Source organism: Pseudomonas sp. H2_A10 (assembly GCF_054680085.1).
The window spans coordinates 888,566-903,513 of sequence record NZ_CP162821.1; the positions used below are offsets into that span (position 1 = coordinate 888,566).

General features: G+C 60.2%; 13 protein-coding genes. 10 read left to right on the plus strand and 3 right to left on the minus strand.

Annotation, left to right across the window (positions count from 1 at the left end):
* The first annotated feature begins 33 nt into the window (after positions 1 to 33).
* From fmt to AB4O23_RS04015, 5 genes are all read left to right on the plus strand, one after another.
* On the plus strand, positions 34 to 987 hold the full coding sequence (fmt, locus tag AB4O23_RS03995) for a methionyl-tRNA formyltransferase (RefSeq protein WP_460062311.1): 954 nt from the start codon (positions 34 to 36) through the stop codon (positions 985 to 987).
* Positions 984 to 2,294 carry a 16S rRNA (cytosine(967)-C(5))-methyltransferase RsmB gene (gene rsmB / locus AB4O23_RS04000; RefSeq protein ID WP_116078035.1) on the plus strand — a complete coding sequence of 437 codons (1,311 nt, stop codon included), beginning with the start codon at positions 984 to 986 and terminating at the stop codon, positions 2,292 to 2,294. The genes fmt and rsmB overlap by 4 nt, the downstream gene beginning before the upstream one ends.
* A gap of 22 nt (positions 2,295 to 2,316) precedes the next feature.
* Positions 2,317 to 3,690 carry a Trk system potassium transporter TrkA gene (trkA, locus tag AB4O23_RS04005; RefSeq protein WP_460070091.1) on the plus strand — a complete coding sequence of 458 codons (1,374 nt, stop codon included), beginning with the start codon at positions 2,317 to 2,319 and terminating at the stop codon, positions 3,688 to 3,690.
* Between the two features lie 18 nt (positions 3,691 to 3,708).
* Positions 3,709 to 4,020 (plus strand): tetratricopeptide repeat protein, encoded by a 312-nt coding sequence (locus AB4O23_RS04010; RefSeq protein WP_017528690.1) that lies wholly within the window; start codon positions 3,709 to 3,711, stop codon positions 4,018 to 4,020.
* Positions 4,021 to 4,263: 243 nt separating this feature from the next.
* Positions 4,264 to 5,196: an IS110 family transposase gene (locus AB4O23_RS04015; RefSeq protein WP_068931592.1), complete on the plus strand. Its 933-nt coding sequence runs from the start codon at positions 4,264 to 4,266 to the stop codon at positions 5,194 to 5,196.
* A 141-nt stretch (positions 5,197 to 5,337) separates the two neighbouring features.
* Here AB4O23_RS04015 and AB4O23_RS04020 read toward each other — a convergent pair whose 3' ends face one another.
* Together AB4O23_RS04020 and AB4O23_RS04025 are read right to left on the minus strand one after the other, a co-directional pair.
* Entirely contained in the window at positions 5,338 to 6,225 is an 888-nt protein-coding gene (locus AB4O23_RS04020; protein WP_017528689.1) for a lysophospholipid acyltransferase, read from the minus strand.
* Between the two features lie 40 nt (positions 6,226 to 6,265).
* On the minus strand, positions 6,266 to 6,823 hold the full coding sequence (locus AB4O23_RS04025; protein WP_017528688.1) for a DNA-3-methyladenine glycosylase I: 558 nt from the start codon (positions 6,821 to 6,823) through the stop codon (positions 6,266 to 6,268).
* An 81-nt stretch (positions 6,824 to 6,904) separates the two neighbouring features.
* Here AB4O23_RS04025 and glyQ point away from each other — a divergent pair, with 81 nt between their 5' ends.
* The 4 genes from glyQ (at position 6,905) to AB4O23_RS04045 (ending at position 11,303) form a co-directional block, all read left to right on the plus strand.
* On the plus strand, positions 6,905 to 7,858 hold the full coding sequence (glyQ, locus tag AB4O23_RS04030; RefSeq protein WP_003187265.1) for a glycine--tRNA ligase subunit alpha: 954 nt from the start codon (positions 6,905 to 6,907) through the stop codon (positions 7,856 to 7,858).
* On the plus strand, positions 7,855 to 9,909 hold the full coding sequence (gene glyS, locus AB4O23_RS04035; protein ID WP_460062319.1) for a glycine--tRNA ligase subunit beta: 2,055 nt from the start codon (positions 7,855 to 7,857) through the stop codon (positions 9,907 to 9,909). The genes glyQ and glyS overlap by 4 nt, the downstream gene beginning before the upstream one ends.
* A 3-nt stretch (positions 9,910 to 9,912) precedes the next feature.
* Positions 9,913 to 10,449: a D-glycero-beta-D-manno-heptose 1,7-bisphosphate 7-phosphatase gene (gene gmhB / locus AB4O23_RS04040; RefSeq protein WP_017528686.1), complete on the plus strand. Its 537-nt coding sequence runs from the start codon at positions 9,913 to 9,915 to the stop codon at positions 10,447 to 10,449.
* Positions 10,450 to 10,532: 83 nt separating this feature from the next.
* Positions 10,533 to 11,303, plus strand: coding sequence for a lysophospholipid acyltransferase family protein (locus tag AB4O23_RS04045; RefSeq protein ID WP_017528685.1), 771 nt, complete (start codon positions 10,533 to 10,535; stop codon positions 11,301 to 11,303).
* Between the two features lie 179 nt (positions 11,304 to 11,482).
* On the opposite strand, the gene AB4O23_RS04050 is transcribed toward AB4O23_RS04045, so the two are convergent.
* The gene (locus tag AB4O23_RS04050) at positions 11,483 to 13,765 is read right to left on the minus strand and encodes a CHASE2 domain-containing protein (protein ID WP_017528684.1); all 2,283 of its coding nucleotides are present in this window, start codon (positions 13,763 to 13,765) and stop codon (positions 11,483 to 11,485) included.
* Positions 13,766 to 14,220: 455 nt separating this feature from the next.
* Here AB4O23_RS04050 and AB4O23_RS04055 point away from each other — a divergent pair, with 455 nt between their 5' ends.
* Positions 14,221 to 14,943 carry a response regulator transcription factor gene (locus AB4O23_RS04055; protein WP_017528683.1) on the plus strand — a complete coding sequence of 241 codons (723 nt, stop codon included), beginning with the start codon at positions 14,221 to 14,223 and terminating at the stop codon, positions 14,941 to 14,943.
* The last annotated feature ends 5 nt before the right edge of the window (positions 14,944 to 14,948 follow it).

Sequence of the window (14,948 nt, forward strand, 5' to 3'; positions counted from 1 at the left end):
TTCTTTTGTGACTGCTTTTAACCGAGACCTCCCATGACCGAGCCACTGCGCATTGTTTTTGCCGGTACACCCGAATTTGCCGCCGAACACCTCAAGGCGCTGCTTGCCAGCCCTTATGACATCGTCGCGGTGTACACCCAGCCGGATCGCCCGGCCGGTCGCGGGCAAAAACTGATGCCGAGCCCGGTCAAGCAACTGGCGCTTGAACACAACATTGCTGTGCTGCAGCCACCGACCTTACGCAACGCCGAGGCCCAGGCCGAGCTGGCCGCGCTCAAGCCCGACCTGCTGGTGGTGGTGGCCTACGGTTTGATCCTGCCGCAGGTGGTGCTGGACATCCCGCGCCTGGGTTGCATCAACAGCCATGCCTCGCTGCTGCCACGCTGGCGCGGTGCGGCGCCGATCCAGCGCGCGGTGGAGGCGGGTGACAGCGAAAGCGGTGTGACCGTGATGCGCATGGAGGCGGGCTTGGACACTGGCCCGATGCTACTCAAAGTCGCCACGGCGATCACCGCCGAAGACACCGGCGGCGGCCTGCATGACCGCCTGGCTGAAATGGGCCCACCTGCCGTGATCCAGGCCATCGCCGGTCTCGCTGCCGGCACCCTGGAAGGCGAAGTGCAGGATGACAGCCTGGCCACCTACGCCCACAAATTGAACAAAGACGAAGCACGCCTCGACTGGAGCCGCCCGGCGGTGGAGCTGGAGCGTTTGGTGCGCGCGTTCAACCCGTGGCCGATCTGCCATAGCACCCTGAACGGCGAAGCCCTGAAAGTACTGACCGCGACCCTGGCCGACGGCAAAGGCGCCCCCGGCGAGATCATTGGCGCCAGCAAGGACGGCCTGTTGGTCGCCTGCGGTGAACAGGCACTGTGCCTGACGCGCCTGCAATTGCCCGGTGGCAAGGCGCTGAATTTCAGCGATTTGTTCAACAGCCGTCGTGAGAAATTTGCCCTTGGCACCGTACTCGGGGTGGCTGCGCAATGAACCCACGTCTGGCTGCCGCCAAGGCTCTCGCCGCTGTACTCAATGGCAAAGCTTCGCTGAACAGTTCGCTGCCCACGCAGTTGGACAAGGTTGAAGACCGTGATCGCGGCTTCACCCAGGACCTGGCCTTTGGTACCGCCCGTTGGCAGCCGCGCTTGTCGGCGCTGGCGGCCAAGCTGCTGCAAAAGCCGTTCAAGGCGGCGGACGCCGATGTGGAAGCGTTGCTGCTGGTGGGTCTGTATCAGTTGCTCTACACCCGCGTGCCGGCTCACGCCGCCATCGGCGAAACCGTCGGTTGCGCCGACAAGCTGAAAAAGCCCTGGGCCAAGGCCCTGCTCAACGCCGTGCTGCGCCGCGCCCAGCGCGAAAGCGAAGCACTGCTGGCCGAGCTGGAGCATGACCCGGTGGTGCGCACCGCCCACCCGCGCTGGCTGCAAAAATCTCTCAAGGCATTCTGGCCTGAGCAGTGGGAAGCGATTTGTGCGGCCAACAATGCGCACCCGCCAATGATTCTGCGGGTCAACCGTCGCCATCACAGCCGCGATGCGTACCTGCAATTGCTGACCGCGGCCGGTATCAACGCCACGCCTTGCGTGTTCAGCACCGACGGCATCGTGCTCGAAGCCGCCGCTGATGTACGCAGCCTGCCGGGCTTTGCCGAAGGCTGGATCAGTGTGCAGGACGAAGCCGCGCAGCTCGCCGCCGACCTGCTCGATCTCGCCCCAGGTCAGCGGGTACTCGATGCCTGCTGCGCCCCGGGCGGTAAGACGTGTCACATCCTGGAGGTCGAAAAAGGCCTGGCCGGCGTAGTCGCCGTCGATCTGGAAGCCAAACGCCTGGTGCGTGTGCGAGAAAACCTCGCACGCCTGGGCCTGGATGCCGAACTAATTGCCGCCGATGGCCGCGACACGGCCACCTGGTGGGACGGCAAACCCTTCCAGCGCATCCTGCTCGACGCACCGTGCTCCGCCACCGGTGTGATCCGCCGCCACCCGGACATCAAACTCACGCGCCAGCCCGACGACATCGCCGCCCTGGCCGTGCTGCAAGGTGAACTGCTCGACGCGCTGTGGCCGACCCTGGAAGTCGGCGGCATTCTGCTTTACGCCACCTGCTCGACCTTGCCCACCGAAAACACCGAGGTGATCGAAGCCTTCCTCGCCCGCACCAGCGGCGCGCGGGAACTGGACCTCGCCACGGCCGCCGGCATCAAGCAGCCCCACGGCCGCCAGTTGCTGGCGCAGGAAGGCGGGCATGATGGCTTCTACTACGCCAAACTGATCAAGATCGCCGCCGCGCGCGGCTGAATGGTTTTAAGGGAGTGACCGGATGAAAATCATCATCCTTGGAGCAGGGCAGGTTGGCGGCACACTGGCTGAACATTTGGCCAGCGAGGCCAATGACATTACCGTGGTCGACACCGACAGCGAGCGCCTGCGAGACCTCGGTGACCGCCTGGATATCCGCACCGTGCAGGGCCGCGCATCGTTCCCGACGGTGCTGCGCCAGGCTGGTGCCGACGACGCCGACATGCTGGTCGCCGTGACCAACAGCGACGAAACCAATATGGTCGCCTGCCAGGTCGCCCACACCCTGTTCCACACCCCCACCAAGATTGCCCGGGTACGCGAAGCGGCCTACCTGACCCGCGCCGACCTGTTCGACAACGACGCGATTCCGGTGGACGTGCTGATCAGCCCGGAACAAGTGGTGACTCACTACATCAAGCGCCTGATCGAAATCCCCGGCGCCTTGCAGGTGATCGACTTCGCCGGCGGCAAGGCGCAACTGGTGGCGGTGAAGGCCTATTACGGCGGCCCATTGGTGGGCCAGCAACTGCGCCAGCTGCGCGAACACATGCCAAATGTGGAAACCCGCGTCGCGGCAATTTTCCGACGTGACCGGCCGATCCTGCCCCAGGGCGATACCGTGATCGAGGCTGACGACGAAGTATTTTTCATCGCCGCCAAGGCGAATATTCGTGCGGTGATGAGCGAAATGCGCCGCCTCGACGAGAACTACAAACGCATCGTTATCGCCGGTGGCGGGCAGATCGGCGAGCGCCTGGCCGAGGCGATCGAAAGCCGCTACCAGGTGAAGATCATCGAGATGAGCCCTGCGCGCTGCCGGCATTTGTCCGACACCCTCGACAGCACCGTCGTATTGCAGGGCAGTGCCTCGGACCGCGACCTGCTGATGGAAGAAAACATCGCCGACGCCGATATCTTCCTGGCCCTGACCAACGATGACGAAGCCAACATCATGTCGTCATTGCTGGCCAAGCGGATGGGGGCGAAGAAGGTGATGACCATCATCAACAACCCGGCGTACGTCGACTTGATCCAGGGTGGCGACATCGACATCGCCATCAGCCCCCAACTGGCGACTATCGGCACCTTGCTCGCCCACGTACGCCGTGGCGATATCGTCAGCGTGCACTCCCTGCGCCGGGGCGCGGCGGAAGCCATCGAGGCGATCGCCCATGGTGATTCAAAGTCGAGCAAGGTGATCGGCAAGGCCATCCGTGACATTGGCCTGCCACCGGGCACGACCATCGGCGCGATCATTCGTGATGAAGAAGTGATCATTGCCCACGACGATACCGTGATCGCTACCGGTGACCACGTGATCCTTTTCCTTGTGGATAAGAAACATATCCGCGATGTGGAGAAACTGTTCCACGTGGGGTTGAGCTTTTTCTGATCAAACGGAGTGACCGACATGCTCGAATCCCTGGAAAAAATGCTCGCCAAGGGTGTGGATAACTCGCTGCTGCGCTTTGGGCTGGGCAAGGGTTATCTGGACCTGAAGGACAACGCCAAGGCGGCGGCGCATCTAAGCAAATGCGTCGAGTTTGATCCGAAGTATTCGGCGGCGTGGAAGTTGTTGGGCAAGGCGCAGTTGGGGCAGGGTGATAACGCCGCAGCGCGACAGGCGTGGGAGAAGGGTATCGAAGCGGCCCAGGCCCATGGCGACAAACAAGCCGAAAAAGAAATGACGGTGTTCCTGAAGAAACTCGACCGCCAGGCCTAAGCAGATCGAAAAATGTGGGAGGGGGCTTGCCCCCTTGTGTCTTGATACGGGATTAAGCTGAGAGTGAGAGGGTGAGTGGCAAGCTGAATGCCCGAAGTGCTTAAAGCACGTGTGGGAGCCCATGCTGCCACTCACTTCTCCGCTCTGGACATGAGCCCGAACAGTTGAACGAGCCCACCTCGAACAGTTACAAGCGTGGGCCAAGCCAGAGCGCTCTCACTTTTAGTGTAAGAGGGTTTGGCTATGTTTTCCTATCCAGCAGGCATTGATGTTTCCAAGGACAGCCTTGAAGCTCGAGTTCATCAGGTTGACGTTGGGGTAAATTGCGCTAACGCCGAAGAAGATTTCCCTGGGTTGATTGGGTGGCTATTGCTTCACCAGGTCGGACGCGTGGTGTTGGAGGCTACTGGCGGTTATGAGCGCAAAGTCATGAAGGCGCTTCAGGCTGCGGGCCTTAATGTCATCTGCGTCAATCCCCGTCGGGCCAAGAGTTTTTCCAGGGCGATGGGGCAACACGCTAAAACCGACCCGATAGACGCAAAGTCTCTTGCGCAGTTCGCAGCGGTTCTCGACTCACCAAGCAGCCGAATCACCAGCCCGGAACATGACGAGTTGCGCGCGTTAGTCCAGCAGCGAGAGAACTTTGTTCAGCAGAGGGACGATGACAGAAGGCGCCTGAAAACAGCCTCCTGCGACGTAGTAAAACCGGCGTTGCAGAGCCATATCGACTACTTGAGCAAGGCTGTGAACGCGATAGAGCAGCTGATTCGCGAAACCGCCAACAGGCTAGACCGCGAAAAAGTCGAACGCCTGTGCTCAGTTAAGGGCATCGGGCTCATTACGGCGGCTAGCCTAATGGCATATCTGCCGGAGCTGGGCGAGATTGGCAGGCGTCCGATCACGGCGCTAGCGGGCCTCGCTCCGTATAACAACGACAGTGGGAAACACCAAGGTGCGCGTCACATTAGCGGCGGGAGGTTTTCCGTGCGTCGCTCGCTCTACATGGCCTGCTGGGTTGTCATCCGGGAACAGCCTGAATTCCAGGCCCGCTATAAAGCACTGCGCGACAAAGGCAAACGCGCAAAAGTTGCGCTAATTGCATGCATGCGTGTTTTGTTAGTCAGGCTGAACGCGATGCTGCGTTATAGAGCCGAATGGAAAGAACACGCTGCCTGAATCTGCAGCGATGTGTGGTTGAAGGTCACACGGCTTGAAGCTGTGGGAGCTTGGCTGTCTTAAAAAGCGATGCCAAAGTTAGGGTCATCAAGACAGTTGCTCCCACATTTGGTTTTGTATTGGCTTTGGGTCAGCAGTGGGTCAGTACCACCGCGCTTCACCCGGCGGGCGTTTCTTGAAGCGTTTCATGCTCCACATGTACTGGCTCGGGTAGGCGCCGACATAACGCTCCACCACCTTGCTCATCGCCGCGCAGGACGTGGCGGTGTCGGTGCTGTACATGTCTTGCGGTGCCGCCTCCAGGATCACTTTGTAGCCGGAACCGTCGGGCAGGCGCAGCGCGTGCAGGAATACGCCTACGGCCTTGTGGCCAGCGAGCATGTTCGGCACGAACTTGCTGGTGAGCGCCTGGGTGGCAAAGAACGGCACGAAGATCCCGGCGGATTCGGCCGGTTCAGGATCCGCTGGAATGCCCACCTGGCCGCCTTTGCGCACTTCCTTGATGACACTGAGGATGCCTTCCTTGGTCGACGCGGCCACGCGGTTACCCAGTTGCACGCGTTGCTTGCGCAGCAATTCATCCACCGCCTTGAGCTTGGGCGGGCGGTAGAAAATGATCGGTTTGCACTGGCTGCAATAGAAGTGGTTCAACACCTCCCAGTTGCCCAGGTGGCTGGTGATGCCGACCACGCCCTTGCCCGAGGCCAGGGCTTCGTGCAGCACCTCCAGGCCTTCAACTTCGCGCACCAGGTCGATGGAACGCTGGGCCGGCCAGATCCAGGCGCAGGCGCTTTCGGTCAGGGACTTGCCGATGTCCATCAGGCTGCGGCCCACCAGACGTTCGCGCTCGGCCGAGTCCATGTTCGGGAAGCATTTGGAAAGGTTGATCCGCACGGTGTCGCGGGAGCGGTTGGGGGTTTTCCACATGACCCAGCCGATGGCCGTGCCGACGGCTTGGACGGCCCGCCAGGGCAGCAGCGCAAACAACCGCAGAGCGCCTACCAGCAAGGCGCCTTTTAACTTTTCCACAGGTCACTCCTGATCGTGTGTGGTGCGCAAAACGCGCATTCTAACCGGCGTTGGCCAAGTCCGCGTAACGGTCGCAGTCCTGAGTGTGGTCCATGACCATGCCCGAAGCCTGCATGAACGCGTAGCAGATGGTGGGCCCAACGAAGGTGAAGCCGGCTTTTTTCAGCGCTTTGCTCATCGCTTCAGCCTCTGGCGTAATCGCCGGGACTTCGCTGCGGTCCTTGAAGTGGTTGACCTTGGGCACCCCGCCGACGAACGACCAGAGCAAGCCCACCGGATCTTCCAACGCCAGCCAGGCGGCGGCGTTGCGGCGGGTGGCGTTGAGCTTGAGACGGTTACGCACGATGCCCGGATCGAGCATCAGAGCTTCGATCTCGGCATCGCTCAAGCGCGCCAGGCGGTGCGCATCGAACCCGAACAAGACCTTTCGATAATGCTCGCGTTTGCGTAAAACGGTGATCCAGGACAGGCCCGCCTGGAACCCTTCGAGTAAAAGCAACTCGAACAAACCCTGCGCATCGCGCAGCGGCGTTCCCCACTCTTGATCGTGATAAGCCATGTACAGCGGATCTTCAGAACACCAAAAGCAGCGTGGCATAAGGCTCCAGGGAGTGGTGGCGGGGCCGAATCGGGTATACTCCCGCTCTTTAAATCGCAGCCCAAGTAACAGGTGAATTTCGTGAGCCAGCCTACGCCAGCCGTGCGTACCTTCCAAGACTTGATCCTCGCCCTCCAGCAATACTGGGCCGAGCAAGGTTGTGTGGTACTTCAGCCCTACGATATGGAAGTAGGCGCCGGCACTTTCCACACCGCTACCTTCCTGCGGGCCATCGGCCCGGAAACCTGGAACGCCGCTTATGTGCAACCCAGTCGCCGCCCGACTGACGGCCGCTACGGCGAAAACCCGAACCGTCTGCAGCACTACTACCAGTTCCAGGTAGTACTGAAGCCGAACCCGGACAACTTCCAGGAACTGTACCTGGGCTCGTTGAAACATGTCGGCCTGGACCCACTGGTCCACGACATCCGTTTCGTCGAAGACAACTGGGAATCGCCAACCCTGGGCGCCTGGGGCCTGGGCTGGGAGGTCTGGCTCAATGGCATGGAAGTGACGCAATTCACTTACTTCCAGCAAGCGGGCGGCATCGAGTGCTACCCGGTGACCGGCGAAATCACCTACGGCCTGGAGCGCCTGGCCATGTACCTGCAAGGCGTGGACTCGGTCTACGACCTGGTGTGGGCTGACGGCCCGTTCGGCAAAGTGACCTACGGCGACGTGTTCCACCAGAACGAAGTGGAGCAATCGACCTATAACTTCGAACACGCCAACGTCGACAAGCTGTTCGAACTGTTCGATTTCTATGAAAGCGAAGCCAAGCGCCTGATCGAACTCGACCAGCCGCTGCCGTTGCCGAGCTATGAAATGGTGTTGAAGGCGTCCCATACCTTCAACCTGCTGGATGCTCGCCGTGCCATCTCGGTGACCGCGCGCCAGCAATACATCCTGCGCGTACGCACCCTGGCACGTTCCGTCGCCCAAGCCTACCTGCTGGCTCGCGCCAAGCTGGGCTTCCCGATGGCCACCCCGGACCTGCGTGATGAAGTGTTGGCTAAGCTGGAGGCTGCACAATGAGTGCTCAAGATTTCCTGGTTGAACTGGGCACTGAAGAGCTGCCACCCAAGGCGCTCAATACCTTGGCCGAGGCATTCCTGGCCGGTATCGAAAAAGGCCTGCACACCGCCGGCCTGAAATTTGAAGCCAAGAAGGTCTACGCCGCGCCGCGCCGCCTGGCGGTATTGCTGACCGCGCTGGAAACCCAGCAGCCGGACCGCAGCATCAACCTCGACGGCCCACCGCGCCAGGCCGCGTTCGACGCCGATGGCAACCCAACCCAGGCCGCCCTTGGTTTTGCCAAGAAGTGTGGCGTGGAGCTGAGCGAGATCGACCAAAGCGGTCCGAAACTGCGCTTCAGCCAGGTCATCACCGGCAAGCCCACCGCCAGCCTGTTGCCGACTATCGTCGAAGATTCCCTGAATGACCTGCCTATCCCCAAGCGCATGCGCTGGGGTGCCCGCAAGGAAGAGTTCGTACGCCCAACCCAGTGGCTGGTGATGCTGCTCGGTGACCAGGTCATCGATTGCACCATCCTCACCCAGAAGGCTGGCCGTGACTCCCGTGGTCACCGCTTCCATCATCCGCAAAGCGTGCGTATTACCTCGCCGGCCAACTACCTCAGCGATTTGCGTGCAGCCTATGTGCTGGCGGACGCCAACGAGCGTCGCGAGCTGATCAGCAAGCGCACCGAAGAGCTGGCCCGTCTGCAGGAAGGCACCGCCATCGTGCCGCCAAGCCTGCTTGACGAAGTGACCGCGCTGGTCGAGTGGCCGGTGCCACTGGTGTGCTCGTTCGAAGAGCGTTTCCTCGACGTGCCGCAGGAAGCCCTGATCACCACCATGCAGGACAACCAGAAGTACTTCTGCCTGTTGGACGTGGACGGCAAGTTGCTGCCGCGCTTTATCACCGTGGCCAACATCGAGAGCAAGGACCCGCAGCAGATCATCGCCGGTAACGAGAAAGTCGTTCGCCCGCGCCTGACCGACGCCGAGTTTTTCTTCAAGCAAGACAAGAAGCAGAAGCTCGAAGACTTCAACCTGCGCCTGCAAAACGTGGTGTTCCAGGAAAAACTCGGCAGCGTCTACGACAAGGCCGTACGTGTTTCCAAGCTGGCGGCCTACATTGCCCCGCGCATTGGTGGTGACGCAGCCTGGGCCGCGCGTGCGGGCTTGCTGTCCAAGTGCGACCTGGCCACCGAGATGGTTGGCGAATTCCCTGAGATGCAAGGCGTTGCCGGCTACTACTACGCCCTCAACGACGGCGAGGCGGATGATGTCGCCCTGGCGCTTAACGAGCAGTACATGCCGCGCGGTGCCGGCGCCGAACTGCCGACCACCCTCACCGGTGCGGCCGTGGCCATCGCCGACAAACTGGACACCCTGGTCGGCATCTTCGGTATCGGCATGCTGCCTACCGGCAGCAAAGACCCCTATGCCCTGCGTCGCGCGGCCTTGGGCGTGCTGCGTATCCTGATCGACAAAAAACTCGACCTCGACCTGACCCAGGCCGTGGTGTTCGCCGTCGGCCAGTTCGGCGCCAAGGTCAAGCAAGCCGGCCTGGCTGAGCAAGTGCTGGAGTTTGTGTTCGACCGCCTGCGTGCGCGTTATGAAGACGAAGGCGTGGACGTTTCCGTCTACCTGTCGGTACGTGCCCTCCAACCGGCTTCGGCGCTGGATTTCGATCAGCGTGTGCAAGCCGTGCAAGCGTTCCGCAAACTGCCGGAAGCCGATGCGCTGGCCGCCGTGAACAAACGTGTGTCGAACCTGCTGAGCAAGGCCGAAGGCCTGGGCAATGCCGACGTAGACCCAGGCCTGTTTGCCGATGCCAAGGAGTTCTCGCTGAACTCGGCCATCGCCAAGGCAGAAAACGCAGTGAAGCCGCTGATTGCCGAACGCAACTACGCCGAAGCCCTGGCGCGCCTGGCCACCTTGCGTGAGCCGGTGGATGCGTTCTTTGAAGCGGTGATGATCAATGCCGAAGATGCCGGCGTGCGGAAAAACCGCTACGCCATGCTGGCGCGTCTGCGTGGCTTGTTCGTCAACATCGCTGACATCTCGACGCTGAGCTGACCCATGTTGAAACTGCTGATTCTCGATCGGGACGGGGTGATCAATTACGACTCCGACGCTTACATCAAGTCGGTGGCGGAGTGGATTCCACTGCCCGGCTCGATCGAGGCCATCGCGCAGTTGAGCAAGGCCGGCTGGACCGTGGCCATCGCCACCAACCAGTCCGGCATTGCCCGTGGCTACTACGACATTGCCACCCTGGACGCCATGCACGCGCGCTTGCGCACGTTAGTGGCGGAGCAGGGCGGTGAGGTGGGGCTGGTGGTTTACTGCCCCCACGGGCCGGATGAGGGCTGCGATTGCCGCAAGCCCAAACCGGGCATGTTGAAAACCATTGCAGAACATTACAACGTGCCGCTAGCTGGGATATGGTTCGTCGGGGACAGCCTCGGTGACCTGGAGGCGGCCAACGCCGTCGACTCTCAACCCGTTTTGGTAAAAACCGGAAAAGGCGAGAAGACCCAGGCGAAAAACCTGCCGGTAGGCACATTGATTTTTGACGATCTTGCGGCAGTTGCCGCAGAACTTATCAACAACTAGCTGCCCTCGACTTCCTGATCAAGGATTGTTCGGGAGTGCGCTTTTCAACAGGCGGGCCGTGTCCCGCAACGGTAAATGCCGCCATGTCGATCTTGCAGGCCATCAGAACCTTTTTCTTTTACCTGCTGCTGGGCACCAGTTCGCTTCTCTGGTGCACCCTGAGCTTTTTTATTGCGCCGTTTTTGCCGTTCAAGGCGCGCTATCGCTTTATCAACGTTTATTGGTGCCGCTGCGCGTTGTGGCTGACCAAGGTGTTCCTGAACATTCGTTTCGAGATCAAGGGCGCTGAAAACGTCCCGGACCAGCCCTGCGTGATTCTGTCGAACCACCAGAGCACCTGGGAAACATTCTTTCTCTCGGCGTACTTCTCGCCCCTGAGCCAGGTGCTCAAGCGCGAGCTGCTGTATGTGCCGTTCTTCGGCTGGGCCATGGCCATGTTGCGTCCTATCGCCATCGACCGGGACAACCCCAAGGCGGCGCTCAAGCATGTGGCCAAGAAGGGTGACGAGCTGCTCAAGGATGGCGTGTGGGTACTGATCTTCCCGGAAGGTACACGGGTGCCCTTTGGTACCGTGGGCAAATTCTCCCGCGGCGGTACGGCGTTGGCGGTTAACGCTCACCTGCCGGTGTTACCGATTGCGCATAACGCCGGCAAATTCTGGCCGAAAACCGGCTGGGCAAAACGCGAAGGCACCATCACCGTGGTGATTGGCGAACCCATGTACGCAGAAGGCGAGGGCCCACGCGCCATTGCCGCGCTGAATGAGCGTGCCCAGGCCTGGAATGAAGCGCAGCAACGGGCCATGGGTTCCCTCCCGCCGGAACCGGTGGTGGTGGATACACCGGTGGTATGAGCAACTGTGGATAACCTGTGTACGCTTTGTTGGCAAATTGGCTTTTTTTGTTCATAACGCGCTGATTTACATACATATTTCTCAAGGTCATAAAATTCCGGAAAACGTGCATAAGTTTTTTCCTCATAAAAAAACCGGTCCTTGTGACCGGTTTTTTATACACAGCCGAACAGCACGTTTCAGCAGTCATCCAGCAACGGCAACTGCAGACTGAACGTGGTGCCTTTGCCCACTGCGCTTTCACACTCCACACGCCCTCCGTGACGTTCCACGACCGCCTTGACCATGGTCAGCCCCAACCCCAGCCCTTCACTGCCCTGGGCCGAATCGAAGCGCTTGTACTGGCTGAACAACTCCGGCAAATCCTTGGCTGCTATCCCTGGCCCCTGATCGCTGATGCGGCATTCCAACCAGCCTTGCGCGCTGCCGTGCCGCAACCTCACGGTAGTACCGGATGGGGAATATTTGATGGCATTTTCCAGCACGTTGAACAACGCGCGCGTGAGTAGCGATTGGTCAGCACAGACCATCCCTTCATCAGCCTCATCCAGATCATGAACCAGATGAATGCCCTTGAGCTGGGCGATCAGCGCCACTTGGTCAAAGGCATCCATCACCAGCATGGCGAACAGCGTCGGTTGAAACTGGTAGCCATCGGCTTCGGCTTTAGCCAGTTGGACGAACGACTCAGTCAGGCTCAAGGCACGACGTACCTGCTGCTCGATCAGGGCAAATACCGGCGACTCAGCGTTGTGCACATCCAGCAGCGCAAGGATCGCCGAATGCGGCGCACGCAGGTCGTGGGAAAGAAAGCGCAACATGGTTTCGCGGTGTTGCTGCGCCTCGCGTTCCTTACTCAAGTCAGTGAGGCTCAACAGCCATCCCAGCGCTACATCACCTTCGGCAGGCAATAACGGAGCCAGCTCCATGCGCAGGCTGCGCTGGTGGATATCGCGAAACTCGACGAGCGCCAACGCCGACAGGGCAGGGCGCACGCCGTTGTGCAAGGGTGGATAACCGAGGTCAACCAACTGCTCCAGGAGGTTTTGACTGACCAGCTCATTGCCGAACACGTCGCGCGCAATACGGTTAGCCAGCAGGATATTGCCTTGGGTGTCCGCGATCAGCGTCGCGACAGGCAGGCATTCCAGCCCATCGGCCATAAAGCGTCGGGTGTCTCGCGTACGACTGACCGCTTGCTCAAGGGCAAAGATACGGTCCTGCAATACATCCCCGTTGCTCGCAGGTGCGCGGCGGCGTTCAGGCAAGACCTTGGGCTCGTCATCCAGACGCGCCAATTCCCAGCCGAAGTAGGCGAGGATTACGCTGAGACGGCGCCAATTCCAGATCAAGTAGCTGAGCAGCAAGCCGATCAAGCAGGCCGCGGGCGGCCACCAGTGGCCCAACCGCAACAGCAGGGCGGACACGACCAACGCCGCAATCATGCATCCCATGGTCATCCACAGCGCATAGCGTGCACGGTACAGCAGCAGACCCAGCAACAACGCCACCCATGACGTTGCCATCACGGCCGAGAGCCACCTAGGCAGATCCACGATGCTGCGCCCCTGCAGCAAACCATTGAGTACGTTGGCCTGGATTTCCACCCCCGCCGTAGTACCCGCCAAAGGCGAAAGCGGTGTGACAAAGCGCTCGCCCATCCCCGACGCTGTTGCACCCACCAGAATCAGGCGGTTGCGCAGTTGTTCTGGAGGGATCTCCCCGCTTAATACGCTGACATACGACACACTCGAAAAATGAGTGTCAGGGTCGATAAACGGGATTCGAACGGCATGATCGCGGTGCCAGTCCTGGCCGTTCGGCTGCTCGGACTGCCCCGGCATCTGCGACGGTTGGCCGCTCATGGCAAAGGCCAGCCACGCCAATTGAGGGGCCATGGCGTCCGGTGGACCTTCGCGCAGGTACAGGCTGCGCACCACTCCATCGCTGTCCGCCTCCACATTGATATGCCCGACCCCTTTGGCACATTTGAGCAGCGGCAGCATCTGTGCGTCGGATTGGCCGTAGCTGATGGAATCATCACGGGCCAGAGGCAACAGCACATTACCTGCGTTGCATACCGCGTCGGCCAGGCGTTTGTCACGAGTAGGGTCGCCGGGTTCGCTGAAAATCACATCGAACAAAATTGCAGCTGGCTGCGCGGCGCTCAGGCGGTCAATCAGGTCGGCATGCAGGCTACGGGGCCAGGGCCATTGGCCGAGCTTTTTCAAGCTGGAGTCGTCGATGGTCACCAGCAAGATGCGCGGGTCCATCGGCAGTGGGGCCACACGGCGAAGACTGTTGTATAGCGGGTTGTTCAGGGCAAGGCCGGGGCTCATCGAGAGATAGGCAGTGATCGGCAGCAGCAGCAAACCTATCCACAACCACTCACGTACCAGGCCCCGGAACAAACGCTGGGCGTGGGTAGGTTGACGTTTTTCGGCTTTGCCCCAAAGCATCATCGGTCAGTGCGCCTGTGCTGTTGGCGAATGGTAGTAAATGGCATAGACCCGTTTCCCCCTCAAGGCGGTGACCGCCGTCAGCCGACACCCCATGTCATAGAACGACGCTTTGTGCCCAAGTGAAGCTCATTTTTCAAACGATGGAAAACTATCCGGCTCGATGTTCAGAACAGCGGGAATTCCGATAGACATCCACTCACAGGGCACAGGAGTTTACGACAGCGCACGCGTCGGCTGATCCTTTTCCTTACGGTCCGGAGCCGGTATCTTTCCTTGCGAGGTATCAAGGACTTTTAATGGGTTAATCGCGTATTGATCCAGCGTACCGAGAGATCCGAGGGGTCGACGAATCCGAACACAATTCTTCAGATTCACCGACCGGCATCTATGCAGTAAGCGCCTTCAATCGAAATAGGCCAATGACTGCCGACTCTTCAAAAAGAAAGGACCCTCCCATGCGTGTCGCAATACTGGATGACGAACCCGCGGAATTGCGTCGGGTGGAACAGACACTGCGACAAATCCCCAGCACCGCCGAACAGCCTTGGTCCCTGCATTGCTTCGAACGCGGTGAAGACCTGTTGCGCCAATTACGTCGTGAAACCTTCGACCTGCTGATACTCGATTGGCAACTACCTGATATCACCGGCATTGCACTGCTGCGCTGGACCCGTGAACACATGGAATCGCCACCGGCGGTGATCATGCTGACCAGCCGCGATGCCGAGAGCGATATCGTCACCGCACTGAACAGCGGCGCCGACGATTACGTCAGCAAGCCTTTTCGCCCGAATGAACTGAAGGCCCGGGTCACCGCTGTTCTGCGTCGGCACGGCCTGCAGAAATCAGCAACCCATGAGGTGCAGAGCTTCAACGACTTGACCTTCGACGACGCGGAATTGACCGTCACACGTGCTGGTAAACCCATCAACCTTACTGAGCGCGAGTACCGCCTTGCCAGCTGCCTGTTTGCCAACCTGGCTCGGCCGCTGTCCCGCGAATATCTGTACGAGCGGTTCTGGACGCACGAAGAAATGGTGTCGTCCAGGCCGTTGGACACCCACATCTATCGCTTGCGCAACAAGCTTGGCCTCACCGCAGATAGAGGTTGGCAGTTGTTGACGATCTATGGGTACGGGTACCGATTGGAGAGCGTCGCGACGGGAACCAATGGCTAAAAACG